The organism is Actinoplanes sp. NPDC048796 (genome assembly GCF_040650035.1).
Classification (GTDB): domain Bacteria; phylum Actinomycetota; class Actinomycetes; order Mycobacteriales; family Micromonosporaceae; genus Actinoplanes.
Genome location: NZ_JBEZGO010000001.1, coordinates 603,619 through 626,436 on the forward strand (window position 1 = coordinate 603,619; position 22,818 = coordinate 626,436).

22 protein-coding genes are annotated in these 22,818 nt (G+C 71.4%); 15 read left to right on the top strand and 7 right to left on the bottom strand.

Going from position 1 to position 22,818, the window contains the following annotated elements; genetic code table 11:
- Entirely contained in the window at window positions 1-585 is a 585-nt protein-coding gene (locus AB0C26_RS02875) for an isochorismatase family protein (RefSeq protein WP_360240493.1), read from the bottom strand.
- Window positions 586-710: 125 nt separating this feature from the next.
- On the opposite strand from AB0C26_RS02875, the gene AB0C26_RS02880 reads away from it, so the two are divergent.
- The 3 genes from AB0C26_RS02880 (at window position 711) to AB0C26_RS02890 (ending at window position 2,217) form a co-directional block, all read left to right on the top strand.
- Window positions 711-1,550 (top strand): LD-carboxypeptidase, encoded by an 840-nt coding sequence (locus tag AB0C26_RS02880; RefSeq protein WP_360240496.1) that lies wholly within the window; start codon window positions 711-713, stop codon window positions 1,548-1,550.
- A 129-nt stretch (window positions 1,551-1,679) separates the two neighbouring features.
- Window positions 1,680-1,835 (top strand): YciI family protein, encoded by a 156-nt coding sequence (locus tag AB0C26_RS02885; protein WP_360240499.1) that lies wholly within the window; start codon window positions 1,680-1,682, stop codon window positions 1,833-1,835.
- 151 nt (window positions 1,836-1,986) lie between these two features.
- Window positions 1,987-2,217 (top strand): hypothetical protein, encoded by a 231-nt coding sequence (locus AB0C26_RS02890; protein ID WP_360240502.1) that lies wholly within the window; start codon window positions 1,987-1,989, stop codon window positions 2,215-2,217.
- A gap of 754 nt (window positions 2,218-2,971) precedes the next feature.
- Here AB0C26_RS02890 and AB0C26_RS02895 read toward each other — a convergent pair.
- Window positions 2,972-4,165 carry an FAD-dependent monooxygenase gene (locus tag AB0C26_RS02895; protein ID WP_360240505.1) on the bottom strand — a complete coding sequence of 398 codons (1,194 nt, stop codon included), beginning with the start codon at window positions 4,163-4,165 and terminating at the stop codon, window positions 2,972-2,974.
- 114 nt (window positions 4,166-4,279) lie between these two features.
- Here AB0C26_RS02895 and AB0C26_RS02900 point away from each other — a divergent pair, with 114 nt between their 5' ends.
- Window positions 4,280-5,161 (top strand): TetR/AcrR family transcriptional regulator C-terminal domain-containing protein, encoded by an 882-nt coding sequence (locus AB0C26_RS02900; protein WP_360240508.1) that lies wholly within the window; start codon window positions 4,280-4,282, stop codon window positions 5,159-5,161.
- On the opposite strand, the gene AB0C26_RS02905 is transcribed toward AB0C26_RS02900, so the two are convergent.
- The gene (locus AB0C26_RS02905) at window positions 5,133-5,981 is read right to left on the bottom strand and encodes a helix-turn-helix transcriptional regulator (RefSeq protein ID WP_360240512.1); all 849 of its coding nucleotides are present in this window, start codon (window positions 5,979-5,981) and stop codon (window positions 5,133-5,135) included. The genes AB0C26_RS02900 and AB0C26_RS02905 overlap by 29 nt on opposite strands.
- 87 nt (window positions 5,982-6,068) lie before the next feature.
- Here AB0C26_RS02905 and AB0C26_RS02910 point away from each other — a divergent pair, with 87 nt between their 5' ends.
- Window positions 6,069-6,761, top strand: coding sequence for an SDR family NAD(P)-dependent oxidoreductase (locus AB0C26_RS02910; RefSeq protein WP_360240515.1), 693 nt, complete (start codon window positions 6,069-6,071; stop codon window positions 6,759-6,761).
- Here AB0C26_RS02910 and AB0C26_RS02915 read toward each other — a convergent pair.
- Window positions 6,751-7,653, bottom strand: a complete 903-nt coding sequence (locus tag AB0C26_RS02915) for an NADP-dependent oxidoreductase (RefSeq protein WP_360240518.1) — start codon at window positions 7,651-7,653, stop codon at window positions 6,751-6,753. The two genes, AB0C26_RS02910 and AB0C26_RS02915, sit on opposite strands and share 11 nt — an antisense overlap.
- Before the next feature lie 171 nt (window positions 7,654-7,824).
- Here AB0C26_RS02915 and AB0C26_RS02920 point away from each other — a divergent pair, with 171 nt between their 5' ends.
- Genes AB0C26_RS02920 through AB0C26_RS02930 form a run of 3 tightly spaced genes read left to right on the top strand, consistent with a single transcriptional unit; the run spans window position 7,825 to window position 9,978 of the window.
- Window positions 7,825-8,424, top strand: a complete 600-nt coding sequence (locus AB0C26_RS02920; protein ID WP_360240521.1) for a hypothetical protein — start codon at window positions 7,825-7,827, stop codon at window positions 8,422-8,424.
- On the top strand, window positions 8,414-9,049 hold the full coding sequence (locus AB0C26_RS02925) for a bifunctional 4-hydroxy-2-oxoglutarate aldolase/2-dehydro-3-deoxy-phosphogluconate aldolase (protein WP_360240524.1): 636 nt from the start codon (window positions 8,414-8,416) through the stop codon (window positions 9,047-9,049). Before AB0C26_RS02920 ends, AB0C26_RS02925 begins: the two co-directional genes overlap by 11 nt.
- Window positions 9,050-9,081: 32 nt before the next feature.
- Window positions 9,082-9,978 (top strand): sugar kinase, encoded by an 897-nt coding sequence (locus AB0C26_RS02930; protein ID WP_360240527.1) that lies wholly within the window; start codon window positions 9,082-9,084, stop codon window positions 9,976-9,978.
- 148 nt (window positions 9,979-10,126) lie between these two features.
- On the opposite strand, the gene AB0C26_RS02935 is transcribed toward AB0C26_RS02930, so the two are convergent.
- The gene (locus AB0C26_RS02935; RefSeq protein ID WP_360240530.1) at window positions 10,127-12,409 is read right to left on the bottom strand and encodes a bifunctional diguanylate cyclase/phosphodiesterase; all 2,283 of its coding nucleotides are present in this window, start codon (window positions 12,407-12,409) and stop codon (window positions 10,127-10,129) included.
- A 168-nt stretch (window positions 12,410-12,577) separates the two neighbouring features.
- Here AB0C26_RS02935 and AB0C26_RS02940 point away from each other — a divergent pair, with 168 nt between their 5' ends.
- Together AB0C26_RS02940 and AB0C26_RS02945 are read left to right on the top strand one after the other, a co-directional pair.
- Window positions 12,578-14,572, top strand: a complete 1,995-nt coding sequence (locus AB0C26_RS02940; RefSeq protein ID WP_360240533.1) for an N-acetylmuramoyl-L-alanine amidase — start codon at window positions 12,578-12,580, stop codon at window positions 14,570-14,572.
- 43 nt (window positions 14,573-14,615) lie between these two features.
- Window positions 14,616-14,981, top strand: a complete 366-nt coding sequence (locus AB0C26_RS02945) for a VOC family protein (protein ID WP_360240536.1) — start codon at window positions 14,616-14,618, stop codon at window positions 14,979-14,981.
- On the opposite strand, the gene AB0C26_RS02950 is transcribed toward AB0C26_RS02945, so the two are convergent.
- Window positions 14,971-15,597: a TetR/AcrR family transcriptional regulator C-terminal domain-containing protein gene (locus AB0C26_RS02950; RefSeq protein WP_360240539.1), complete on the bottom strand. Its 627-nt coding sequence runs from the start codon at window positions 15,595-15,597 to the stop codon at window positions 14,971-14,973. The two genes, AB0C26_RS02945 and AB0C26_RS02950, sit on opposite strands and share 11 nt — an antisense overlap.
- A 50-nt stretch (window positions 15,598-15,647) precedes the next feature.
- On the opposite strand from AB0C26_RS02950, the gene AB0C26_RS02955 reads away from it, so the two are divergent.
- Entirely contained in the window at window positions 15,648-17,198 is a 1,551-nt protein-coding gene (locus tag AB0C26_RS02955) for a CocE/NonD family hydrolase (protein ID WP_360240542.1), read from the top strand.
- A gap of 57 nt (window positions 17,199-17,255) precedes the next feature.
- A complete protein-coding gene (locus tag AB0C26_RS02960; RefSeq protein ID WP_360240545.1) occupies window positions 17,256-17,402 on the top strand; it encodes a hypothetical protein in 147 nt (48 codons plus the stop codon).
- 365 nt (window positions 17,403-17,767) lie between these two features.
- Here the strand turns inward: AB0C26_RS02960 and AB0C26_RS02965 are convergent, their stop codons facing one another.
- Window positions 17,768-19,453 (bottom strand): alpha-glucosidase, encoded by a 1,686-nt coding sequence (locus tag AB0C26_RS02965; protein ID WP_360240548.1) that lies wholly within the window; start codon window positions 19,451-19,453, stop codon window positions 17,768-17,770.
- A gap of 94 nt (window positions 19,454-19,547) precedes the next feature.
- Between AB0C26_RS02965 and AB0C26_RS02970 the strand changes: the two genes are divergently transcribed.
- Genes AB0C26_RS02970 through AB0C26_RS02980 form a run of 3 tightly spaced genes read left to right on the top strand, consistent with a single transcriptional unit; the run spans window position 19,548 to window position 22,818 of the window.
- Window positions 19,548-20,537: a glycosyltransferase family 4 protein gene (locus AB0C26_RS02970; RefSeq protein ID WP_360240551.1), complete on the top strand. Its 990-nt coding sequence runs from the start codon at window positions 19,548-19,550 to the stop codon at window positions 20,535-20,537.
- A 59-nt stretch (window positions 20,538-20,596) separates the two neighbouring features.
- Complete coding sequence (locus AB0C26_RS02975) at window positions 20,597-21,736, top strand: glycosyltransferase (RefSeq protein WP_360240554.1); 1,140 nt, start codon at window positions 20,597-20,599, stop codon at window positions 21,734-21,736.
- Window positions 21,733-22,818, top strand: coding sequence for a glycosyltransferase (locus AB0C26_RS02980; RefSeq protein WP_360240557.1), 1,086 nt, complete (start codon window positions 21,733-21,735; stop codon window positions 22,816-22,818). Before AB0C26_RS02975 ends, AB0C26_RS02980 begins: the two co-directional genes overlap by 4 nt.

Here is a 22,818-nt window from a genome sequence, read left to right on the forward strand (position 1 = left end):
TCACTCCCCCAGATAGTCGGCGACCGTTCGGACGGCGGCGAACCGCCCGGCCAGCGCGTACTCGGTGCGGGCCACGACGTCCGCCGCCGCCCGCGTACGCGGGTCGGCCAGCAGCTCCTCGACGCTCTGGCCGGCCGGCGCCGTCCAGTGCGGGATCGGGAAGGTGCCGGTGGCGTCGGTGAGGAAGGTGACCTGGTACCCGAAGTCGGAGGCCACCCGGGCCGTCGTCTCCACGCACTGCTCGGTGCGCAGACCGGTCACCGCCACCGAGGTCACCCCGGCGGCCGTCAACAGCTGCTGGAGGTTGGTCGTGGTGAAGGCGTTGTGCGAGGTCTTGGTCACGACGGCCTCGTCCTTGGCCGGCTCCAGTTCCGCCACCACCCGCACGTGGCCGCTCTCGGGGTCGAAGAGCCCGCCGCTGCCCGGCTCGGCGTGCAACACCCAGACGACCTTGTCGCCGGCCGCCCGCGCCGCCTCGACCAGCCGCCGCACGTTGCCGATCAGAGCCGGGTTGTTCAGCGTCGCCCACAGCGGCCGCTCGCGGAACGATTCCTGTACGTCGATCACCAGAAGCGCGTTCGTCATGCCTTGATGATTCGCCGGCGCCGGCCACGCCCGTAAGGCACGTTCACGCCCCACCCCGGACCGATCCGGTCACGGGCGGCAATCCGGCGCGGCTACGTACCGGTCAGCGGCGCGATAATGCCCTCGTGGGGCTTGCATACAACGAGGTCGATGTGGTCCAGCCGCCGCGGCTGCGCGCCGGTGACGAGGTGCGCCTGGTCGCTCCCGGCGGGCCGGCGATCCGCCGGGACGCCGAGGCGATCCGGGCGCGGCTCGAAGGGCTGGGGCTGCGGGTCAGCGCCGGCGCGTACACGTTCCAGGAGAGCGAGACGCACCGGGCAGAGGACCTCAACCGGGCGCTGCGCGACCCCGGGGTGCGGGCACTCGTGGCCGTGCGCGGCGACCGGCGGGAGCACCGGATCGTGAACCGCCTCGACTTCAACACCGCCGCCGCCCACCCGAAGCTGTTCATCGCCGGCGGCGACGGCGCGATCGTGCACCTGGCCCTGTGGGAGCGGGCCGGGCTGGCCGGCCTGCGCGGCGATCCGGCCGGCGCGTTCGGCGCCGAACGGGTCACCCTGGTGTCCGACCCCAAGGCGCCGACCGGGGAGCTGACCACCACCGGGCGGGCCCGGGGCGTGCTCCTCGGCGGCGACCAGGACCAGGTGGCCGCGGCCGCCGGGTGGGTGCTGCCCAGCCTGAGCGGGGCGATCCTGCTGCTCGAGGGGGACGGGCTGGCCGCCGGCCACATCGACCGGCAGCTCACCATGCTGCGCAACGCGGGCCGGCTCGACGGGCTGCGGGGCGTGGCCGTAGGGCGGTACACCGACTGCGGCCCTGGCGTGCTGGACGTTCTGCACGATTGGTGCGGTGCTCTGTCCGTACCCCTGATCGGGGGCCTGGATGGTGAAAATCTGCCCGTCGGAACCATGGCCGAGCTGGACGCGGACGCCGGAACCCTGACCGTGGACGCGGCGGTTTCGTGAGGTAGTCGATTGCCGGGGAAACCCGTTCGCCGGGGCGGCAGGACCAGCGAAAGGAACCGACATGGCCAGCGACCCCCGACCGGCCGCCGCGTCGCCGGCGGCTTCGCCACCACCCTGCGGGAACCGGGCGTGGCCACCGACGGCCCGTACGCGGAGATCCTCGGCGGCTTCTACCTGATCGAGGCGGGAGACCTCGACGAGGTTCAGGGCTTGGCGGCACTGCTGCCCGAGGTGCGCGACACGCACAGCGCGGTGGAGATCCGCCCGGTGGTCGAACACGGATGACCGACATCGGTGCCGCCCGCGCCGGGCTCGTCGTGCTCTCGCGTGTGGCGGTGGCCACACCACCGCCGCGATTGCCTCAGGAGGCTGGTTACCCACCCGATAGTTGGGGTACAAATAGTTGGCGTGGCAACGATAGGAGGGCGTGAGGGTCATGGCGAAGAACGCTGAAGGCCGCGGCCGGGTGAAGCAGTGGTTCCACGACACGTTCGACGACTGGTGGTTCCGCTCCATCATCGGACCCGCCCAGACCCGCAACGCCGTCCAGGGCTGCGACGAGGGCGCCCGCGAACAGTGGAAACGAGACCTCGAAAACCGCAAGCGCTACACCCGCGAACAGCGCGAACGCAAACGCCTGGCCCGCGAGTCCGCCCAGCGCTCCTGAGCCACCCGGCGGCCCGTCGCCGCCCCGGGCCCGCAGGCCACCCAGCGCCCGCAGGCGCCAACCAGCGCCCGCACGGCCGTCCCGCGCTCGTAGGCCGCCCGCGCTCGCAGGCCACCCAGCGCCCGCACGGCCGTCCCGCGCTCGTAGGCCGCCCAACGCGCGCAGGGTCGCTCAGCGTCTCCGAGGCCGGCCTGCGGACTTGAGTCACCCGGCACTGCCGCCGGCCAGTCGCCGCTGAGCGACGGTCCGCCGACCGCCGGCCGGAGACACCTGTCAGCACCAGCCACGCTGGGGCTCGCGGCCGCCGGCCTCACTGCCGGCGCCCTGCCCTTGGACGACCAGGCCATCCCCGGCTTCGTCGCCCGCACTCAACGCCGCGATCCCGCACTACGCGACCGGCAGCGCGGTCGCCAACTCCCTGAGCCTCCTCCTCGTAGTAGTTCCGGCCCGCATAGCCGCCGAACCGCCCTCCTCCGCCTGACTCCCACAGTCGCGGTGACCCTTGGGAGAAAGACGGATCGCGTAGTCCCTTCGTCCATGTGCGGGGGACAAAGGGCGACATGATCAGGCTGGGCTTGCGGCGGGCGGCACTGCCTTCGCGGCCACAGGACCTCGGTTTCGCCGCCTGACAGTCCTATCACCTCCTCGTGGCAACGACCCGTTTTCCACAGTCCCGGAGTTGTCCACAGCCCTCCCCCGCGCTCCTGCGGCGCACGCAATGATGGAGCCATCCCGGAGGCCGGCGGGGGCGGCTTCACGGCTTGGGGGTTTGGAGGGCAGCGAAGGTGTAGGGCTTCAGCGTTATGGCGTCGGACTTTCCGAACTGCTTGGCCAGGAGCTGGCGCATCGGCCAGCGGGACATCGAGCGCATCGATGCGGCCCGGGCGCGGATCATGAGGCGGCTCTTGGGGGCGAAGGCGTGCATGCCGCCGGGTGGCAGGCGGGTGCCCTCGGCCACGTAGGAGGCCATCGCGTTCTGATAGGCGGGGAAAGCGGCCTCCGGGTCCCCGTGGGTGGCCAGTTCGCCGGCCAGCACGTAGGCGCCGACCAGGCTCATGCTGGTGCCCAGGCCGGCCAGTGGGGAGCCGCAATATCCGGCGTCGCCCAGCAGGACGGTTCGGCCTCGGGACCAGGTGTCGACGTGTACCTGGTCGATCGAGTCGAAGTAGAAGTCGGCGGCGGTCGGCATCGCGGCCAGCAGCGACGGGACCTTCCAGCCGGCGCCTTCCAGGTTGCGCGCGATCAGCCGCTGTTGCTCCTCGCGGCTCAACCGGCCGTACCGGGTCCTGGACAGGAAGTTCAGGGCGGCCATGGCCCGGCCCTCGACGGTGGGGCGGATCAGGGCCACCCGGCCGCCGGGGGCGTTGTACATGTGGGCCCAATGGTTCAGGTCGTCGGGGGCCGGCACGGTGAACAGGGCGCCGTAGCCGCCCAGCGGGCGTACGAAGTCCGGCTCGGGGCCGAACGCCAGGGCGCGCACGCCGGAGTGGACGCCGTCGGCGCCGACGATCACGTCGTATCGGGCGCTGTCTCCGCTCTGGAACGTCGCCCGGCCGTCCGGGGTCAGGGCGGTGATGCGGTCGCCGAAGCGGTAGTCGGCCATGGTCGCGGTGGCCTCGACGAGGATCCGGGAGAGGTCGCCGCGGGAGATCTCGATCTCGGCGACGATGCCCTCGCCGCCGAACAGGTCGGCCGGCATCTCGGCCAGGCGGCGGCCGCGGTTGTCGACCAGGGCGATGCCCCGCTCGTCGACGCGGCTGGCCCGGATGGCCGGCATCAGGCCCATGTTCTCGACGACGCCGCGAGCCACCCCGCGGACGTCTACCGCCTGGCCGCCGGGGCGCAGGCCGGGCGCCTTCTCGACGATGGTGACGTCGGCGCCGGCCCGGTGCAGCCAGAACGCCAGGGCCGGGCCGCCGATGCCGGCGCCGGAGATGAGTACGCGCATTCCCCGCTCCTCTGCGTACGGTGTACGTTGGTGTACTAGCTGAGCGTAGGAAGCGGACCGGCGACAGGGCAACGTGTACTAGTACGGCGGTGGGTCGACCCAGGAGGTGTACTAGTGCATCCGTACCGGAGGATCGTCGAGGACGTGCGGCGGCGGATCGAGTCGGGCGAGCTGCGGCCGGGTGACCGGGTGCCGTCGGCCCGGGCCCTCACCAAGGAGTGGGGGGTCGCGATCGCCACCGCGACCCGGGCCCACGCGGCCCTGCGCGACGAAGGGCTGACCGTGGCCCGGCCCGGCGTGGGCACCGTGGTCGCGGGTCCGGCGCCGCGCCGGGAGCACGAGCTGACCCGGGAGCGGATCGTGGCCACCGCCATCGACGTGGCCGACCGGCTCGGGCTGGCCGAGCTGACCATGCGCCGGCTCGCGGCCGAGCTCGGGGCGGCCACGATGTCGCTCTACCGCTACGTGCCGAGCCGCGACGACCTGATCGTCGCGATGATCGACAAGGCGCTGGGCGAGATCCGGCTGCCCCGGCGGCATCCGGGCGGCTGGCGGCCGGCGATCGAGCTGGCCGCCCGGCAGGAGTGGGCGGTCTTCCAGCGTCACCCGTGGCTCAGCTCGTCGATGTCGATCACCCGGCCGCAGATCGCGCCGAACGGGCTCCGGCTCAGCGAATGGGTGCTGGCCTGTTTCGACGGCACCGGGCTCGACCTCGAGGAACGCATGTACGTGCAGATCGTGCTCTTCACCTTCGTCCGCGGCGTGGCCAACGGGCTGGAACCGGAGGCCGAGGCCGTCCGCGAGACCGGGCTGACCAACGAGCAGTGGATGGACACGCAGGCGACCACCCTGACCGAGGTGATGGACACCAACCGGATGAGCCACTTCCAGCAGCTCACCGAGGAGGGCTTCGACTTCGGGCTCGACCTGGTCTTCGAGTTCGGCCTGGCCCGCATGCTGGACGGGCTCAGCCTGTTCGTACAGGCACGGGGCTGATCGTGGCCAGCCGCAGCTTCGTCTCGTCCTCGCTGCCGGGCACGGCCGTCATGATCACGATCTTCAGCTCGGCGTCGCCGTCGGTCAGGGTGTCGCAGTCGACGGTGATCGGCCCGGCCGACGGATGCTCGATCACCTTGCGGTCCTCCCGGTGGGCGCCGACCGCGCCGGCCGCCCACAGCGCGGCGAACTCGTCGTTGCCCTCGCGCAGCTCACGCACGAGCACGGCCAGCCGCCGGTCGTGCGGGAAGCGGCCGGTGGCCCGCCTCAGGTCGGAGACGATGGCCGCCCTGGTGCCGCCGGGGTCCCGGGTGGTGACCGGCCACCGGGACAGGTGGGGGCCACCGTCACCGACCGGGAAGTTGTCGCGGGCGAAGTTGCGCAGGCCGCGCGGCGACGCCGACGGGTCGCCCAGCAGGCCGGCCCAGCCCCGGTTCCACCACAGCAACTGCCAGTCGGCCGCGAAGACGGCGGCGGCCGTGTCACCGAGCCGGGTCACCACCCGCTGCACGCCGGGCGGGATGTGGTCGGCGATCTGATCGTGCGCCGGCGGGGTGAGCCGGGCCAGCCGGAACAGGTGGTCGCGCTCGTCCGGGGTGAGCTGCAGGGCCCGGGCCAGCGCCGCCGTGACCTGGGCCGACGGCGTGGTGGCCCGGCTCTGCTCGAGGCGCACCACGTAGTCGACCGAGACGCCGGCGAGTTCGGCCAGTTCCTCCCGGCGCAGGCCGGCGGCCCGGCGCCCGTGCCGGGCCGGCAGGCCGGCGGCGGCCGGCGACAACCGTTCCCGCCAGCCCCGGATCGTCGTGCCGAGAGCTGTCATGACGACCATTGTTCCTCCGCCGGCGGCCGCGAAGGTGGTACTGGCTTTCTCTGGAAGACACCCCCGATCAGGCGTTGCATCGACGGCATGACGATCACCTTCATCACCGGGGCCAACAAGGGCCTCGGCTACGAGACCGCCCGCCGCCTCATCGCCCTCGGCCACACCGTCGTCGTCGGCGCCCGCAACCCCGCCCTCGGCGCCGCGGCGGCCGAAGCCCTGGGCGCCCGCTTCGTGCCCATCGACGTCACCGACGACGCCTCGGTGGCCGCCGCCGCCAAGGACGTCCAGGAGCACGAAGGGCTGGTCGACGTGCTCATCAACAACGCGGGCGTATCGGGCCCGATGGGGGATCCGAGCGGGCTCACCGGCGGCGAGGTGCTCGACGTGCTGAACGTCAACGTGGCCGGTGTGGTCCGGGCCACTACCGCGTTCCTGCCGCTGCTGCGCCGCTCGGCCGACCCGGTCATCGTCAACGTGAGCAGCGGGATGGGGTCTCTCGAGCACACGAACGACCCGTCCCGGCCCGAGTCGCACGTCATCGCGCCCGCGTACACCTCGTCCAAGGCGGCCCTGACGATGTTGACGAACCAGTACGCCAAGGCCCTTCCCGACGTACGCGTCAACGCCGCCGACCCGGGTTACACGGCCACCGACTTCAACGGCCACTCCGGACCACAAACCGTCACCGAGGGTACGGACGCCGTGGTCGCCCTGGCCACGGAAGGCCCCGGCCACGGCTCGGGCCGCTTCATCGACCGGCACGACCTCACCCGATGAGCAGGACCACCTTTCCGCCGCTGTGCCGGGACTCCACGGCGGCGTGCGCCTCGGCGATCCGGTCCAGCGGGTACGGGCGCACCTCGATGAGAATCCGGCCCTGAGCCGCCAGGCCGATCACCTCGGCCAGGCGTTTCGGGTCGCGGCCGGCCCGGACCACGCGGGCGCCCACCTCGGCCGCGGCCCGGTCATCGGCGATCGTGCCGATCCGGTCGAGCGGAACGCCCAGCTCAGCCGACTGCGCGAGGGTCTCGCCGCCGGCGGTGTCGAGAGCGACGGTCGGCGCGAGACCGAGGGCACGGACGTCGTCGGCGAGCCCCGGCCCGTACGCGACGGGGACGGCACCGATCTGCCGCAACCAGTCGTGGCGGGCCGGGCTCGCCGTCCCGATCACGGTGGCCCCGGCCAGGCGGGCGAGCTGGGTGGCGACCGTGCCGACGCTGCCCGAGGCGCCGTGCACGAGCAGCACGTCGTCGGGGCCGACGCCCAGCTCCAGCAGCGACCCACTGGCGGTCTGCGCGGCCGCGACCAGGGCGGCCGCGGTGGCGAAGTCCAGGCTTGCCGGCTTGGGCACGACGTCGGCGGCGGGAACCACCACGAACTCGGCGGCGCCGTTCAGCATGGTCGAACCGAGCACGGCGTCCCCCGCCGCGACGCGCTCGACACCCGCACCCACGTGATCGACCTCCCCGGCGTACTCCTGCCCGATGGTCTGCGGAAAAGTGACCTTGGCCCAGGGCATGCGGCCGCGCCGGACGGCCACGTCGAACGGCTGCACCCCGGCCGCGCGCACCCGGACCCGCACCTGCCCCGGGCCGGGCACCGGATCGGGCAGATCGGTGACGCGGAGAACCGACGGCGGACCGAACTCATCGAAGACGGCTGCTCTCATGAGTCGACACTGCAACCTCGACCTACCTTAAGGTCAAGGGAATCACTGAGCGTGACGGATCATCGACGCTGCGCCGTCCCGGATGGCCGGATAGGTGGTAAATCATCGCCGGGCGGTCACGATCCCCGGCCGCCCCGAGCCCGCCGGGCGCGGCGTCGATACCGTTATCGCGTGTCTGAGATCCCGTGGTGGGGGCTGCCCCTCATCGCCGCCGTGTTCGCCCTGGCCGGAGCCGCGACCGTCCAGCTCGTGACCGCCCGCACCACCAGCCTGCGCAGTCGCCGGCGGCGCACCCGGCGGTGGTACGAGGAGCGCAAGGCCGCGTACGTCGCCCTGCTCGCCGTCTTCGAGCGCGACACCTACAGCCTGCGCACCGCCTACGACGCCGGCACCAAGCCGGCCTCGCCGCTGGCCTACGTCGACGAGGTCGGGCCGGCCCTCATGCAGGTGCGGCTGCTCGCCTCCGGGCCGGTGCGCAGCGCCGCGCTCGCCGTGCACCTGCTCCTGCAGCAGCTGCACAGCGACATGAACCCGGCCGCGGTGTCCGGCGTACAACCGCAAATTCATTTCCGTGAATTGCTGACCCAGGTGCCGCTCGTGATGCAGCAGTTCGAGGCGGCGATCCGCGAGGAGCTGCGGATAGAGGCCACGCCGCCGGTCGAGGCCGAGTCGCTCAACGGGCGCGCGCGGTCGCTGCTGCGACGGCAACCACAGACGCAGCCTCTAGAGGGTTCGGCCGATGTCCGGCAGGATCTGAGTCGTGACCGATAGGAGCGAAACCACCGCCGCCGTCATCCGCAGCGGGATCGTCGCGATCCTGCGTGCACCGTCCGCCGACTACTTCTCCGCCGTCGCCGAGGTGCTGGTCGACTCCGGCATCACCGCCATGGAGGTCACGCTGACCTCCCGCGGCGCCGTCGAGGCCATCGCCGGGCTCCGGCGCCAGCTGCCCGCCTCGGTCGCGATCGGCGCCGGCACGGTCCTGACCGCCGACGACGCCAAGGCGGCGGTCGACGCCGGCGCCGAGTTTCTCGTCTCGCCGGTGATCGACGCCGAGCTCGTGGCCGGCTTCGAGGTGCCGTTCTATCCGGGCACGAGCACACCCACGGAGATGTACGCGGCCTACCGCGCCGGCGCCGAGCTCGTGAAGCTCTTCCCGGCCGCCGGCCTCGGCCCGTCCTTCCTGCGTGACGTCCGCGGGCCGCTGCCGCAGATCCCGGTCATGCCCACCGGCGGCATCAAGATCGAGGACATCGCCGACTGGCTGTTCGCCGGGGCCAAGGCGGTCGGCGTCGGATCGCCGCTGATCGGCGACGCCGCCACCGGCGGCAACATGCACGCCCTGGCCGCCCGCGCGCGGCACGCGGTCAGCGCGGTCGCGTTCGCCCGCTCATGACCGGCCCGGGTCTTTTCACCTTCGGTGAAACCATGGGCCTGGTCGCCGCGGACGGCATCGGCCCCTTGACGTACGCCAAGAGCTTCTCCTTCGGCATCGGCGGCGCCGAGAGCAACGTCGCGGTGGGCGTGGCCCGTCTCGGCGGCCAGGCCACCTGGCTCGGGCGGGTCGGGCCGGACGCGACGGGCGCGCTGATCGCCGAGCGTCTGACGGCTTCGGGTGTACGAGCCCTCGCCATCACCGACGAGGCCTTCACCGGCCTGATGGTGCGGCACAAGCGGTCGGCGCAGTTCGCGCAGGTCGACTACCACCGCGCCGGCAGCGCCGGTTCGCGGCTCTCCCCGGCCGACGTGCCCTCGGCCGAGCTGACCTCGGCCGGCGTCGTCCACGTCACCGGCATCACGCCCGCGCTGAGCGAGACGGCCCGGGCCGCCGTCTTCCAGTCGGTCGAGACGGCCCGCGCGGCCGGCGTTCCGGTGTCGGTCGACGTCAACTACCGCTCGAAACTGTGGAGCCGCTTCGACGCCGCCCCGGTCCTGCGAGACCTGGTCTCGCGGGCCGACGTGGTCTTCGCGTCGCCCGAGGAGGCCGAGCTGTTCGTCGACACCGACGACCTGCTGGGCGCCCTGGCCAAGCTGGGACCGTCCGAGGTGGTCGTCAAGGACGGCGCCCGCGGCTGCCGCGCCCTGATCGACGGCGAACGCCACGAGCTGCCGGTCCTGCCGGTCACGGTGGTCGACCCGGTCGGCGCCGGCGACGCCTTCGTCGCCGGCTACCTGGCCGACCGGCTGGCCGGCGCGGCCCCGGCGGCCCGCCTGACCACCGCGATCGCGGCCGGCGCCTTCGCCGTCACCGTCCCGGGCGACTGCGAGGGCGCGCCCACCCGGGCCGACCTGACCGCGCTGACCGGCGACGACGTGCATCGCTGAGAACGCCGGGGGTATTCCACCCCCATGCGCATCGGAAACACGGAAGTCCGGGTCCTGGGCGGCCCGCTCGGCTGCCTCGGCATGATCCTCTTCTCGGTCCTGGCCTCGGTTCTGCTGACTGTCCTGCTCAACGTGGTGCTGTGAGCGGCTACGCGCTGAAGGCCTGCTGGGGTTGCGGGCGGATCCAGTGGGTCAGGTTCTCGGGGCGGTCGGCCTTGCCGTAGAACCAGCCCTGGATCAGGTCGCAGCCCTGGCCGTACAGCCAATCCCGCTGGGCCTGGGTCTCGACGCCCTCGGCGACGACGAGGTGACCCATGGCGTGGGTCATGGCCAGGACGGCCCGGACGATGGGCTCGTCGCCGCCGTCCTCGCCGATGCGGCTGATGAAAGCGCGGTCGATCTTCACGACGCCGACCGGGAGGCGATGCAGGTAACTCAGTGACGAGTAGCCCGTACCGAAATCGTCGATGCACAGCACCACGCCCAGCGCGTGCAGGGCGTTGAGCGTGAGCAGGGCGGTCTCGATGTCCTCCATGACGCCGGACTCGGTGATCTCCAGCCAGAGGCTGGACGGCGTCAGGCCGGTCTCGCGCAGCACGTCGTCGACGACGTTGACCAGGGAGCCGTCGCGCAGCTGCCGGACCGCCACGTTCACCGAGACGTGCAGCCGGCGGTCGCCGGGGCGGCGCAGGGCCTGCCACTCGATGAGCTGCCGGACCGACTCGCGGAGCAGCCACTCACCCATCTCCACGATCATGCCGGTCTCCTCGGCGATCGGGATGAACTCGTCGGGCCGGACGAAGCCGTGCTCGGCCGAGTTCCAGCGCATCAGCGCCTCGAAGCCGTCCAGCTCACCGGAGCGTACGTCGACGATGGGCTGGAAGTGCACGGCCAGCTCGCCGCGCTCACCGGCGCCGCGCAGCGCCTGCTCGAGCTTCACCCGGTCGCGGACCTGATCGCGCAGCGAGGTGTCGAAGAGCGCCACCGCGTTGCGGCCCGACCCCTTGGCCTTGTACATGGCGGTGTCGGCGTCCCGGATCAGTTCCAGGGCGTGCGCGCCGCCGTGCGACTTGGCCACGCCGATCGAGGCCGAGATGACCACCTCGCCCACGGTCAGCCGGAACGGGCGGGCCAGCTCGACCAGCAGCCGTTCGGCCAGCGAGTCGGCCAACCGCAGATGCGACGGGCTGGCCAGCGCGATCACGAACTCGTCGCCGCCGATCCGGGCGACGATGTCCTGCGTACGGACCTGGGCGCTCAACCGGCCGGCGACCTCGCAGAGCAGCTCGTCGCCGACGCCGTGCCCCCAATGGTCGTTGATCATCTTGAAGCGGTCGAGGTCGAGGAAGAGCAGGCTGATCTCCTGCCCCTCGTCGGCCACCCGGCCGGCCCAGCCCGCCACGGTCTCGGCGAGCAGTTCGCGGTTGGGCAGGTCGGTGAGGGCGTCGTGGGTGGCGCGGCGGCGGTTGGCCCGCTCGGCCCGGACCCGCGAGTTGTTGGAGCGGACCACACGTACCAGCACGGCCACCACGACCAGCGCGCACAGCAGTGCCCGGACCAGGTTGTTGGTGAGGCTGCCGAGCGGCATCAGGGTGGCCACCACGGTCGGCACGACCATCACGGTGGCGATCACGGCCAACCGCATGCGGCTCAGATCCCGGACCACGATCTTTTGAGGCTGGGTGAGCGTACGCATGGACGGGTGCAGCGCGGCGGCCGGAATGGCCACGAACATGGCGGCGAACAGGACGTCCACGACATGCTGCGACGCCGAGACCATCTCGGCGTCGCGCAGCGTGAAGAGCAGATCGGCCGCGAACATGTCGGCCGAGGCGACGACGAGCATCCACAGCGCCGGCTGGCGGGCGCCGCCGGCCAGCAGGAGCTGGGCGATGAGCACCAGCAGGACCACGTCGATGATCGGGAAGAACGCGTCGACCACCCGCACGACGGTCATCCCGGTGCCGTCGATCGCCGGCGCGATCACGAAGGTCCAGGTCAGGAACGCGCCGGCCAGGCCCACGAGCAGGGCGTCGATGCGGGCGGGATCGTCGTCGGCCGCGCGGCGGCGGCGCAGCATGCCGCTGAAACCGGCGCCGAGCAGGATGTACGCGGGTACGACGAAGGCGTTCGGGATCAGCGCCATCATCGTGGGCGGTGTGGTCATCGTGCTCGGCACGGCGGCCCGGATGACGCTGGCCACGACGAACAGGTACGCCGCGTAGCGGATGTACCGCCACGGCGTGCGCTGGTCGGCCGGAAGATGCCGGTGCGGGCCGACGTGCAGGGCGACGACGCCCAGCACCATGATCAACGCCGTGGCCGGGACCTGCGCCCAGACCGGGCCGGCCGCCAGGACCGCGAGCAGCGCGACGCCCAGCACCAGGTGCAGGCGCGCTGCGGACGGTCCGAGACCGCGGGCGTTGGTCATGTCAGTGCCCATCGGCGGGCGAACCCGGTGGTAAAGCGGTTGTGATGTACCGGCCGTTCGGACATTCAGCCCCGAACCCCAGGGGATTTGACCGACTTTTCCGGACAGGCGCGGTACGTCCCCGGCAAGGTGTCACATGGCCGATGAACCAGCACCACAGGGGGACATGTGCACCGGAATCGGACGAACACCCGGGCGGCGACGGCGCTGCTCACGATAGTCGCGGGCACTCTGATCCCGCGTTCCACGGCCGCGGCCGAACCCGCGGCGCCACCGGAACTCCAGACGGTGACCTTGAGCGGTGCGGCCGCCGACCGCCCACAGACCAGCCCGTTCAGCCTGCTCGGGGCAACCTGGTCCGACCCGGCCGCCCGGCTGGACGGCGGGGTCCGGGTGCGAACCCGGGCGATCGCCACGGGCCGATGGTCGCCCTGGCAGACGTTGGAGGCCGACAGCGTCTCCCCGGCCGACCGCCGAGGATCAACCGACCCACTCTGGGTAGGCCCGTCGAACGGCCTCGAGGCCCGCGTGGTCGGCACCCACGGCCCGCTGCCCGCGGACCTCCGCGTCGACCTGTTCAACCCTGACGCCGGCGGAGCCGCGACGTCGCGGCCGACCACATCCGCACCGACCGCACCGATCTCTGCGCGGGCGGCCGTGACGATTCCGGTTCGGCCTGTGCCTCGGATGGTTCTGCGGGGGCAGTGGGGGGCCGACGAGAGCATCGTGCGGGGCAAGCCCGAGTACACGGGGGCTGTTCAGGAGTTCTTCGTGCACCACACGGCCACCGGGAACAACTACTCCTGTTCGCAGTCGGCCTCGATCATTCGCGGGATTCAGGCGTACCACGTCCGCAGCCGGGGCTGGGACGACATCGGGTACAACTTCCTCGTCGACAAGTGCGGGACGATCTTCGAGGGGCGCGGCGGGGGCGTTCAGATGCCCGTTCTCGGCGCGCACACCATGGGCTTCAACACCGATGCCAGCGCAGTCGCCGCCATCGGGACGTACGGTGGGTCGGGCGTCTCGGCCACCGTGCGGCGGGCCATCGCAACCGTCGCCGCGTACAAGCTGGGGGCCGCCGGGAACCTGCCGAGTGGGCGGGTCGTGCTGACCTCCGGGGGCAGCAACCGCTATCCCGCCGGCGCCCGGGTCGAGATGTGGCGGATCTCCGGACACCGTGACGCCGGGCGTACCGACTGTCCGGGCGATGCCCTCTACCGGCAGCTTCCCGCCATCCGGGCCATCGCCGGTGGCGCGCCGGCCGGGTTCCGGCTGCTGGGCATGGGCGGGACCTGGCCGTACGAGGGAATGTGGTTCACCAAGGGCACGATCACCCCGCGCTGGGACACGCGCACCGCCAGCGCGCTGATCAACCGGTTCGAGATCTACGTCGACGGGGTGCTGGCCGCCGCCGTGCCGGGCACGCACCGCACCACCACGCTGACCGTCTCGCCCGGCAAGCACGCCGTCTCCGTCCGGGCCCTGCACCTGTCGGGCCGGGTCGCCGGGATCACCACCACCGTGTACGCGGACGCGGTCGCGCCGGTCTTCGACAAGGAACCCGATCTCGTGCTGCGCCCGGGGACGATCGGCGCCACCGTGCCCGTCCGTCTCGACTGGAAGGCCGGCGACCCGGGCGGCCTGATCTACGTCGGGCTCACCAAGCCCACCCGGACGAACCTGCTCACCACCACGACCAGCCGGAACCTAGCGGTCCGGGCCGGCGTCCCGGCCACCTACGCGATCGTGGCCGGCGACCGGGCCCGCAACACCGTCAACGCCTCGGTCACCCGTACGCCGGTGGTCCTGTCCGAGGCCGCGTCGCAGCGGACCGGCACCTGGCGCCTGCTGAACAACCCCGCCTATCTGGGCGGTACCGCGCTGGGCGCCTCCACCGCGGGAAGCAGTGCGAGCTGGACCTTCAGCGGAAGCTCGGTGGCGCTGGCGTTCAGCCGGGGTTCGAAGGCCGGCCGGGTACGGGTGTTCGTGGACGGCCAGGCGCAGGGCACCGTCGACCTGAAGGCGACCGGGCCGCTCAACCGCCAGGCCGTGTGGTCGCGCTGGTGGGCCGGGAGCAGCGAGCACACCGTACGGGTCGAGGTCGAGGGCACCACCGGACGGCCGGGCGTCGCGATCGACGGCCTGGTTTACCTGAAGTGATAACTGACAGAAGATGTCAGGTACTCGGGGAAGGATCGGGGTCATGAGTGGATTCGCGACGTTGGCAATGATCAACCTGGATGCGGCCGATCCGGCCGGCCTGGCCCGGTTCTACTCCGAGGTGCTGGGCTGGAAGGTGCTGCACAGCCAGGACGAGTACGCGATGATCGGCGACGGTTCGGCCAGCATCGGCTTCGGCCAGGTGCCGGGATACTCCGGGCCGGGCTGGCCCCGGGAGAGCGCGCCGAAGCGCTACCACCTCGACTTCTACGTCGAGGATCTGGACAAGGCCGAGCAGCAGGCGCTCGCGCTGGGCGCCACCAAGCCGGACGAGCAGCCGCAACCGGACCGCTGGCGGGTGCTGCTCGACCCGTCCGGTCAGCCGTTCGACATCTGTATCAAGAGCTAGCCGAGTGATCACGGGCCTGGGTGACCAGGCCCGTGATCATCCAGTCGGCCAGGCGCTCGAAGGTCGGCTCCCGCACCGGCCCGCCCTCGGCGAACGCGGCCGTGAGATGCGGAAACTCCGCGGGCGAGACGGGCTCGGCGACCTGCGGAACGCCGGCCGACAGTTCGGACGTCACGAACGACGCCACGAAGCCCGTCACGAGAGCGATCAACTCCATCCGGGTCGCCCCGCCGAGCCCGGTCGGCGCGAGCGCCGCCAGCCCGCGCTCCAGATAGGCCAGGGTGTTGCGGCCCGTGAGGCGGCGGTTCGGCAGGGCCGACGGCAGCCACGGATGTGCCAACATCAGCGCCCGCTGCGATCCGGCGATGGCCAGCAGATCGGCCCGCCAGTCTCCCGTCAGCTCCACCTGGGCGGCCGTGCCGCCGACCCGGTCCACCATCAGGTCGATGAGGAAATCCCTGGTGGGGACGTACGTGTAGAGCGACATCGCCCCCGCCCCGATCTCGGTGGCGACCCGGCGCATGGTGACCGCCGCCAGCCCTTCCGCGTCGGCGATGGCCACCGCCGCGTCCACCACCTGGTCACGCGTGTGCGACGGCGGTCTTCCGCGAGCCATCGATGCCTCCTACTATTTCTGGTACGACGTACGGAAAAGGGGATCGCCCGATGGAAAGACTGCCACTGTTCCTCCGCCTGCTGCGACGGCGGACCCGCAACGGGCCGCCCGCCCGGTACGACGTCCACCGCGACGTCGGCCTGCCCGTCCCGGCCGCCGACCGGAGCCCGATGCTGACCGACCACTACGCCCCGGTCACCGCCGAGCCCTGCCCGACCGTGCTGATCCGCGCCCCGTACGTGCGAAGCGGCTTCCCCTGGAACTACCTCTACGGCGTCCTCTTCGCCGAACAGGGCTTCCATGTGCTCCTGCAGAGCACCCGCGGCGCCGGCGGCTCGGGTGGCACGTTCCACGCCTGGGTGAACGAGACCGCCGACGGCCGCGCGGCCGTCGAATGGTTGCGCAAACAGGACTGGTTCACCGGTGAGCTCTACACGCTCGGGGCCAGCTACATGGCGTACACCCAATCGGCTCTGGCCCTTGACCCACCGCCCGAATGGCGCGGCGCGGTGCAGCAGGTCGGGCACAACGACCCGCACGACTTCTTCTGGAGAGGCGGGGCGTTCGGCCTGGAACGGGCCCTCGTCGGCGGCCTGGCCCTGTTCCAGTCGTCCGCGCTGACCAGCGGCGACCTGCTGCGGGCGGCGCTGCGCCTGAAGTTCCGGCTCCGCCAGGCCACCCACGACGTGCCACTGATCGACGCCTATCCGCGGGTACTCGGGGGCCGGCGGCCGGCGTTCGAGGAGTGGCTGGCCCACCCGGAGCCCGAGTTCTGGCGCGACGCCGACATGACCGAGGCCGCCGGCGCCATGGAGGTCCCGGTCAGCCTCAGCACCGGCTGGTGGGACCTCTCCATCGACCAGACGCTCGAGCAGTACGCCCGTCTGCGCGCCGCCGGCCGCGACGTCGACCTGCTGATCGGCCCGTGGACCCACACGTCCAGCCTGGAGAAAGGCTGGGCGGAGATCTTCTCCCAGGCTCTGCGCCGGCTGCGCGGCGAACAATCGCCCTATGCCGTACGGGTCCACGTGGGCGGCGCCGGCGAATGGCGCGACCTGCCCTCGTGGCCACCACCGGGAACCCGGGCCGCCCCCCGCTCATTCGTCGACACACCGGTGACCTTCCACTACGACCCCGCCGACCCGACACCGTCGATCGGAGGCCCGCTCCAGTCCCCCACGCAGGGCCAGGTGGACAACGCGGACCTGGAGAAACGCCCGGACGTGCTCGTCCTCACCGAAGAGCCGCTGGCCGAGGCGCTGACCGTGATGGGCCAGGTGACCGCCACAGTGGACGCCACCACCACGGCCGCCAGCGGCGACCTGTTCGTCCGCCTGTGCGACGTCGACCCGGCCGGCCGCTCCCTCAACATCTGCGACGGCCTGACCCGCATCCCCGCCGAAGGCCCCACCCACATCGACTTGGGCCCGACGGCCCACGTCTTCCGCCCCGGCCACCGCCTGCGCCTGCTGGTGGCGGGCGGTGCCCACCCAAGGTTCCTGCGCAACTACGGCACGGGGGAGCCGCCGGGGCGGGCGACTGAAATGCGGGCAACCGACACCACGATCCGTACGGCAACCCTGAACCTGACCTTGGTTTGACGCTCCCGGCCGGTGGGGTATCTCGGCGCCGCCATCCCCACAGATCGAGGAGCATTCATGTCCATCCAGGGCGTTTTCTATCTGATCGCGGTCATCCTGCTCGTGCTGGCCGCCCTGCCCATCAGCACGCGCGGCGTGAGCCTGGCGTTGCTGGGGGCGGCTTTCGCCCTGCTCGGCTACTCCTGGGACACCATCACCGGCTGACGCCGGCACGGTCGGCGGCCGTCAGCGCCGCCGGCCCGCACGCCGATGGGCGTGGTGCACCCCCGACGACCGCCTGACCCGCTTGCCCTCAGAACCAAGAGTCGTAGCGGTCGCTGTGGAGGGGTCGGGCGGAAGAGGTCCGGCATAGTGCAACTTCGACTCGCGGTCCTCGGCCAGTAGCCGAGCACCCACCGGCACGGCCGCCCGCTCGGCCATCCACACCAGGCAAGCCACCGGCAACCGGCGGCGCGAACCAGTATCGGACACCGGCGCGCACCGCGACAGGCTGCCGCCATCCGGGTTCGAAAGGCGGCCGCAGTCCCGCGCTACGGGCGGAACTGCGGCTCGGTGAATCGGCGTCGGCGCTACACGGTTCGGCGGTAGATCACGGACTGCCAGGGGGCCAGGGTCAGGCCGGACGGGGCCGGCAGGTTGGTCAGTACCAGTTCGGCGTCGGACCAGCCGTCGATGTCCGCTGTCACCGAGTCGCCGGAGAAGTTGCCGATGACCAGGAGCTCGGTGGAACCCAGGCGGCGGGTGAAGGCGTACAGCCGCTCGTCGTTCGGCAGCAGCATGGTGAAGTCGCCGTCGACCACGGCCGGCTCGTTGTGGCGCAGCTCGATCAGCCGGCGGTAGTAGTGGTAGACCGAGTCCGGGTCGTCGTGCTGGGCCGCCGCGTTGATCTCCGGGTAGTTCGGGTTCGCCGCCAGCCACGGCGTTCCCGTTGTGAAGCCGGCGTTCGCCGAGGAGTTCCACTGCATGGGCGTACGGGCGTTGTCCCGGCCCCGGGCCCGCAGCACGGTCAGCACCTCTTCGGGTGTCCGGCCCTCACGGTCGACCGCCTGCGCGTAGTGGCCCAGCGCCTCGATGTCGCGGAAGTCGGCGATCGTACGGAAGGGATAGTTGGTCATGCCCAGCTCTTCGCCCTGGTAGACGTAGGGCGTTCCGCGGTGCAGGTGCAGCACCGTGCCGATCATCTTGGCCGACGCCACCCGGAACTGGGGGCTGTCGTCGCCGTACCGGGAGACCGCCCGGGGCTGGTCGTGGTTGTTCCAGTACAGGCTGTTCCAGCCCACCTCGGCCAGGCCCGCCTGCCAGCGGTTGAAGATGGCTTTGAGCTTGGTGAGCTGGAGCGGGACGAGCTGCCAGGGGTCGTCGCCGCGGTCGGCCCACACGTGGTCGAACTGGAAGACCATGTCGACCTCGCCGCGCGCCGGGTCGGTGAACAGTTTGGCCTCGTCCACTGTCACGCCGGGCATCTCGCCGACGGTCAGCATGGCGTCGCGGCCGGCGAAGACCTTCGCGTGCATCTCCTGGAGGAACTCATGAATGCGAGGACCATTGATGTACGCCGGTGAGCCGTCCCCGTACGAGGAACCGGCCGTGAGGCGGCCGTCGGGCAGCGAGACGTCCTTGGAGATCATGTTGATGACGTCCATCCGGAAGCCGTCGACGCCCCGGTCGAGCCACCAGTTCATCATGTCGTAGACGGCCGACCGGACCTCGTCGTTCTCCCAGTTGAGGTCGGGCTGCTTCTTCGAGAACAGGTGCAGGTAGTACTCGCCGGTCTTCTCGTCGTACTCCCAGGCGGAGCCGCCGAACGCCGATCCCCAGTTGGTCGGCTCGGCGCCGGGGGTGCCGGGTTCCATGCCCTCGCGGGCCGGCCGCCACCAGTACCAGTCGCGTTTGTCGCTGGAGAGCGAGGAGCGGGAGTCGGCGAACCAGGGGTGTTCGTCGGAGCTGTGGTTCACCACCAAGTCCATGATCAGCTTCATGCCGCGGGCGTGGACGCCGGCCAGCAGCTCGTCGAAGATCTCCAGGGTGCCGAAGATCGGCTCGATGTTCTGGTAGTCGCTGATGTCGTAGCCGTTGTCGTCCTGCGGGGACGGATAGATCGGCGAGAGCCAGAGCACGTCGACGCCGAGCCCGGCCAGATGGTCCAGGTGCTCGATGATGCCGCGCAGGTCGCCCATGCCGTCGCCGTCGGCGTCGGCGAAGCTGCGCGGGTAGATCTGGTACACGACCGCGCTCTTCCACCAAAGATCCGTCATGCGAGTTGTCTAACACGAGAACGCGGGCTCAAACCCGTCGGCATACTAAGCACGTGTTAACTACCCGAAAGCGGCTTTTGTCGTGAAGGTCGCCATGCTGGGGCCGATCGCCTGGCGTACGCCGCCGCTGCACTACGGGCCCTGGGAACTGATCACCAGCCTGATCACCGAGGGGCTGGTGGCCCGCGGCGTCGACGTGACCCTGTTCGCCAGCCTCGACTCGATCACCAAGGCCTCCCTCGACGGCGTCGCGCCGAGCGGTTACGAGGAGAACGCGGAGCTCGACGGGCGCGTCTGGGAGGCCCTGCACGTGGGGCACGCGCTGGCCCGCTCGGGCGAGTTCGATCTGGTGCACAACCACCTGGACTGGCTGCCGCTGGCCTTCTCGCAGCACTGCGCGGCCCCGATGGTCACCACGATCCACGGCTTCTCCGGAGCGAACATCCTGCCGGCGTACCGGCGGGCGCGGTCGCACTTCGTCGCGATCTCGGACAGCGACCGCTCCCCCGACCTCGACTACGTGGCCACCGTGCACCACGGCATCGACCTGGACGGGCTGCCGGAACACACGCCGGGCGGCGAGGACCTGATCCTGTTCGGGCGCATCCACCCGGACAAGGGCACCGATCTGGCCCTCGACATCGCCGAGCGGGCGGGCCGGCGGCTGATCATGTGCGGAATCGTGCAGGATCGGCGCTTTTTCGAAGAGAAGGTGGAGCCGCGTATCGACGGCGACCGAGTGGTCTATCGGGGCTCGGTCGGCCCGGACGAGCGGGGCGCCATCCTCGGTTCCGGGCTGGCGCTTCTTCATCCGATTCGGTTCGCCGAGCCGTTCGGTCTCTCGGTGGTGGAGTCGATGGCATGCGGGACGCCCGTCATCGCGTACCGGAGAGGGTCCATGCCCGAGGTCGTCGACGAAGGGGTGACCGGACATCTGGTCGATAACGTGGACGAAGCGGTCGCCAGAGTGGGGCAAATCGATGAGCTGGACCGCGCCGCGTGCGCGAAACGGGCGCGGCAGCGCTTCTCGGCCGGCCGGATGGTCGAGGACTATCTGACCATTTACCGCAAGATCGTCGGCTGAATGTTAACGTCGAAATGTGAATTTGGCGTTAATCGGGTGTATTTCCTGAAAGGCCTGCCATGCCCGCGAAGTTCGGCTTTTTGAGCACCTACCCGCCTACCCAATGCGGTTTGGCGACCTTCAATGCCGCCTTGGCCACTCATCTGAACACCGGTGGCACCTCCGGCGTCGTCCGGCTGCTCGCCGGCGACAGCATGAGCGGCGGCATCGAACTCGACCGTGCCGCGCCGCGCGTCGTGCACACCTGGCACACCGGCACCCCGGGCGGCTGGCAGGCCGCCGCCAACGCGCTCAACCGCTTCGACGTGGCGATCATCCAGCACGAGTACGGGATCTATCCCGGCGACGCCGGAGACGAGGTGCTGCCGCTTCTGCGCGCCCTGCGGATCCCGTCGATCGTCGTGCTGCACACGGTGCTCAGCAACCCCGACCCGCTCCAGCGCCGGGTCCTCGAAAGGATCGGCGCCACGGCCGACGCGCTGGTCACCATGACCGACACCGCGCGGCAGCGGCTGAGCGGCGGGTACGACGTGGACCCGCGCAAGATCTCGGTGATCCCGCACGGCGCCGGCAGCCGGGCCGGCACCCCGCGCGAGGACCACGACCGGCCACACCTGCTCACCTGGGGCCTGCTCGGCCCGGGCAAGGGCATCGAGTGGGCCATCCGCGCCCTGGCCCGGCTGGGCGACCTCGAGCCGAAGCCGGTCTACACGGTGGCCGGGCGCACCCATCCCAAGGTGCTGGAGCAGTTCGGCGACGTCTACCGCGACTCGCTCAAGGAACTCGCCGCCTCGCTCGGGGTGGCCGACCATATCGTCTGGGCCGACGCCTACCTGGAGGAGGCCGACCTGACCCGGTTGATCCGCTCGGCCGACGTCGTGCTCCTGCCGTACGACTCGACCGAGCAGGTCACCTCGGGCGTGCTCATCGAGGCGGTCGGGGCCGAGATCCCGGTCGTGGCGACCGAGTTCCCGCACGCGGTGGAGCTGCTGGCCGACGGGCCCGGGCTGCTCGTACCCCACCAGGACCCGGAGGCGATGGCGGTGGCGATCCGCCGCGCGCTGGCCGAACCCCGCATGCCGGGCCGGCTCACCGGCCTGGCCGGCGGGCCGACCCTGCGCTGGCCCGCGGTCGCGGCCCGATACCAGGCCCTGGCCGGCCGCCTGCTGCCCGCGCTCGCCGCGCCGGTTCCGGCATGACGATCGGGCTCCGGCTGGTACCGCCGCCGATTCAGCTCGCCGACGCACCCCCGCCCGACTGGAATCACGTCGCCCGGCTCTCCGACGACACCGGCCTGCTCGAGCACGCCCGGCACGCGGTCGTCCGGCGCGAGCACGGCTACTGCGTGGACGACGTCTCCCGCGGCCTCCTGCTGATCAGCCGGGAACCCCGCCCGACCGGGCAACTGGTCGGCCTGGCCGAACGCTACCTGGCGTTCCTCACGCACGCGCAGGGCCCGGACGGCGCGTTCCGCAACCGCATGGCGTACGACCGCCGCTGGACCGACGAGCCGTCGACCGGCGACTGGTGGGGCCGCGCGATGTGGGGCCTGGGCACCGCCGCCGCCCGCTCGAGCGTGCCGTGGATCCGCCGGGAGGCCATGACCGCGTTCCGGCTGGGCCTGCGGCAGCGCTCGCCCTGGTCGCGGGCCATGGCGTACGCGGCCCTGGGCGCGGCCGAGGTGCTGCGCGCCGACCCGCGCGACACCGAGGCGGCCCAGCTGCTGGCCGACGCGGCCACGGTCATCGGGCTGCCGGCGGCCGCCGCTCCCGACTGGTTCTGGCCCGAGCCGGAGCTGACCTACGCCAACCCGGCCCTGGCCGAGGTGCTGATCGCGGCCGGCGATCTGCTCGGCGACGAGCCGCTGCTGCGGGCCGGCCTGAAGATGCTGGCCTGGCTGTGCCGGCAGCAGGACAACGACGGGCACCTGTCCACGGTGCCGGTCGGCGGGTGGCGGCCCGGCGTACCCAAGCACCGCTTCGACCAGCAGCCGATCGAGGCGGCGGCCACGGCGGACGCCTGCGCCACGGCGGCGGCGGTCACCGGCGACGACCGCTGGGACGAGCAGCTCTTCCGGGCGATTGCCTGGTTTCTCGGGGACAACGACTCACAAACCGTCATGTACGACCCCCTAACCGGCGGATGTTATGACGGATTGACGGTAGAAGGTCCTAATGTGAACCAAGGAGCCGAATCAACCCTCGCGCTCGTCTCCACGCTGCAGCACGCCCGCAATCTGGTGAGCAGGAGCGCGACCCGACCGTCAGGCGGCCTAGCATGA

Coding starts and splice junctions, on each gene's coding strand:
- AB0C26_RS02875 (WP_360240493.1), bottom strand. CDS start 585: ATGACGAACGCGCTTCTGGTGATCGACGTACAGGAATCGTTCCGCGAG.
- AB0C26_RS02890 (WP_360240502.1), top strand. CDS start 1,987: ATGGCGAAGAACGCTGAAGGCCGCGGCCGGGTGAAGCAGTGGTTCCAC.
- AB0C26_RS02895 (WP_360240505.1), bottom strand. CDS start 4,165: ATGCGCGTACTCATCTCCGGCGCCGGCATCGGCGGCCCGGCCCTGGCG.
- AB0C26_RS02905 (WP_360240512.1), bottom strand. CDS start 5,981: ATGACAGCTCTCGGCACGACGATCCGGGGCTGGCGGGAACGGTTGTCG.
- AB0C26_RS02910 (WP_360240515.1), top strand. CDS start 6,069: ATGACGATCACCTTCATCACCGGGGCCAACAAGGGCCTCGGCTACGAG.
- AB0C26_RS02915 (WP_360240518.1), bottom strand. CDS start 7,653: ATGAGAGCAGCCGTCTTCGATGAGTTCGGTCCGCCGTCGGTTCTCCGC.
- AB0C26_RS02930 (WP_360240527.1), top strand. CDS start 9,082: ATGGGCCTGGTCGCCGCGGACGGCATCGGCCCCTTGACGTACGCCAAG.
- AB0C26_RS02935 (WP_360240530.1), bottom strand. CDS start 12,409: ATGACCAACGCCCGCGGTCTCGGACCGTCCGCAGCGCGCCTGCACCTG.
- AB0C26_RS02945 (WP_360240536.1), top strand. CDS start 14,616: ATGAGTGGATTCGCGACGTTGGCAATGATCAACCTGGATGCGGCCGAT.
- AB0C26_RS02950 (WP_360240539.1), bottom strand. CDS start 15,597: ATGGCTCGCGGAAGACCGCCGTCGCACACGCGTGACCAGGTGGTGGAC.
- AB0C26_RS02955 (WP_360240542.1), top strand. CDS start 15,648: ATGGAAAGACTGCCACTGTTCCTCCGCCTGCTGCGACGGCGGACCCGC.
- AB0C26_RS02960 (WP_360240545.1), top strand. CDS start 17,256: ATGTCCATCCAGGGCGTTTTCTATCTGATCGCGGTCATCCTGCTCGTG.
- AB0C26_RS02965 (WP_360240548.1), bottom strand. CDS start 19,453: ATGACGGATCTTTGGTGGAAGAGCGCGGTCGTGTACCAGATCTACCCG.
- AB0C26_RS02970 (WP_360240551.1), top strand. CDS start 19,548: ATGCTGGGGCCGATCGCCTGGCGTACGCCGCCGCTGCACTACGGGCCC.
- AB0C26_RS02975 (WP_360240554.1), top strand. CDS start 20,597: ATGCCCGCGAAGTTCGGCTTTTTGAGCACCTACCCGCCTACCCAATGC.
- AB0C26_RS02980 (WP_360240557.1), top strand. CDS start 21,733: ATGACGATCGGGCTCCGGCTGGTACCGCCGCCGATTCAGCTCGCCGAC.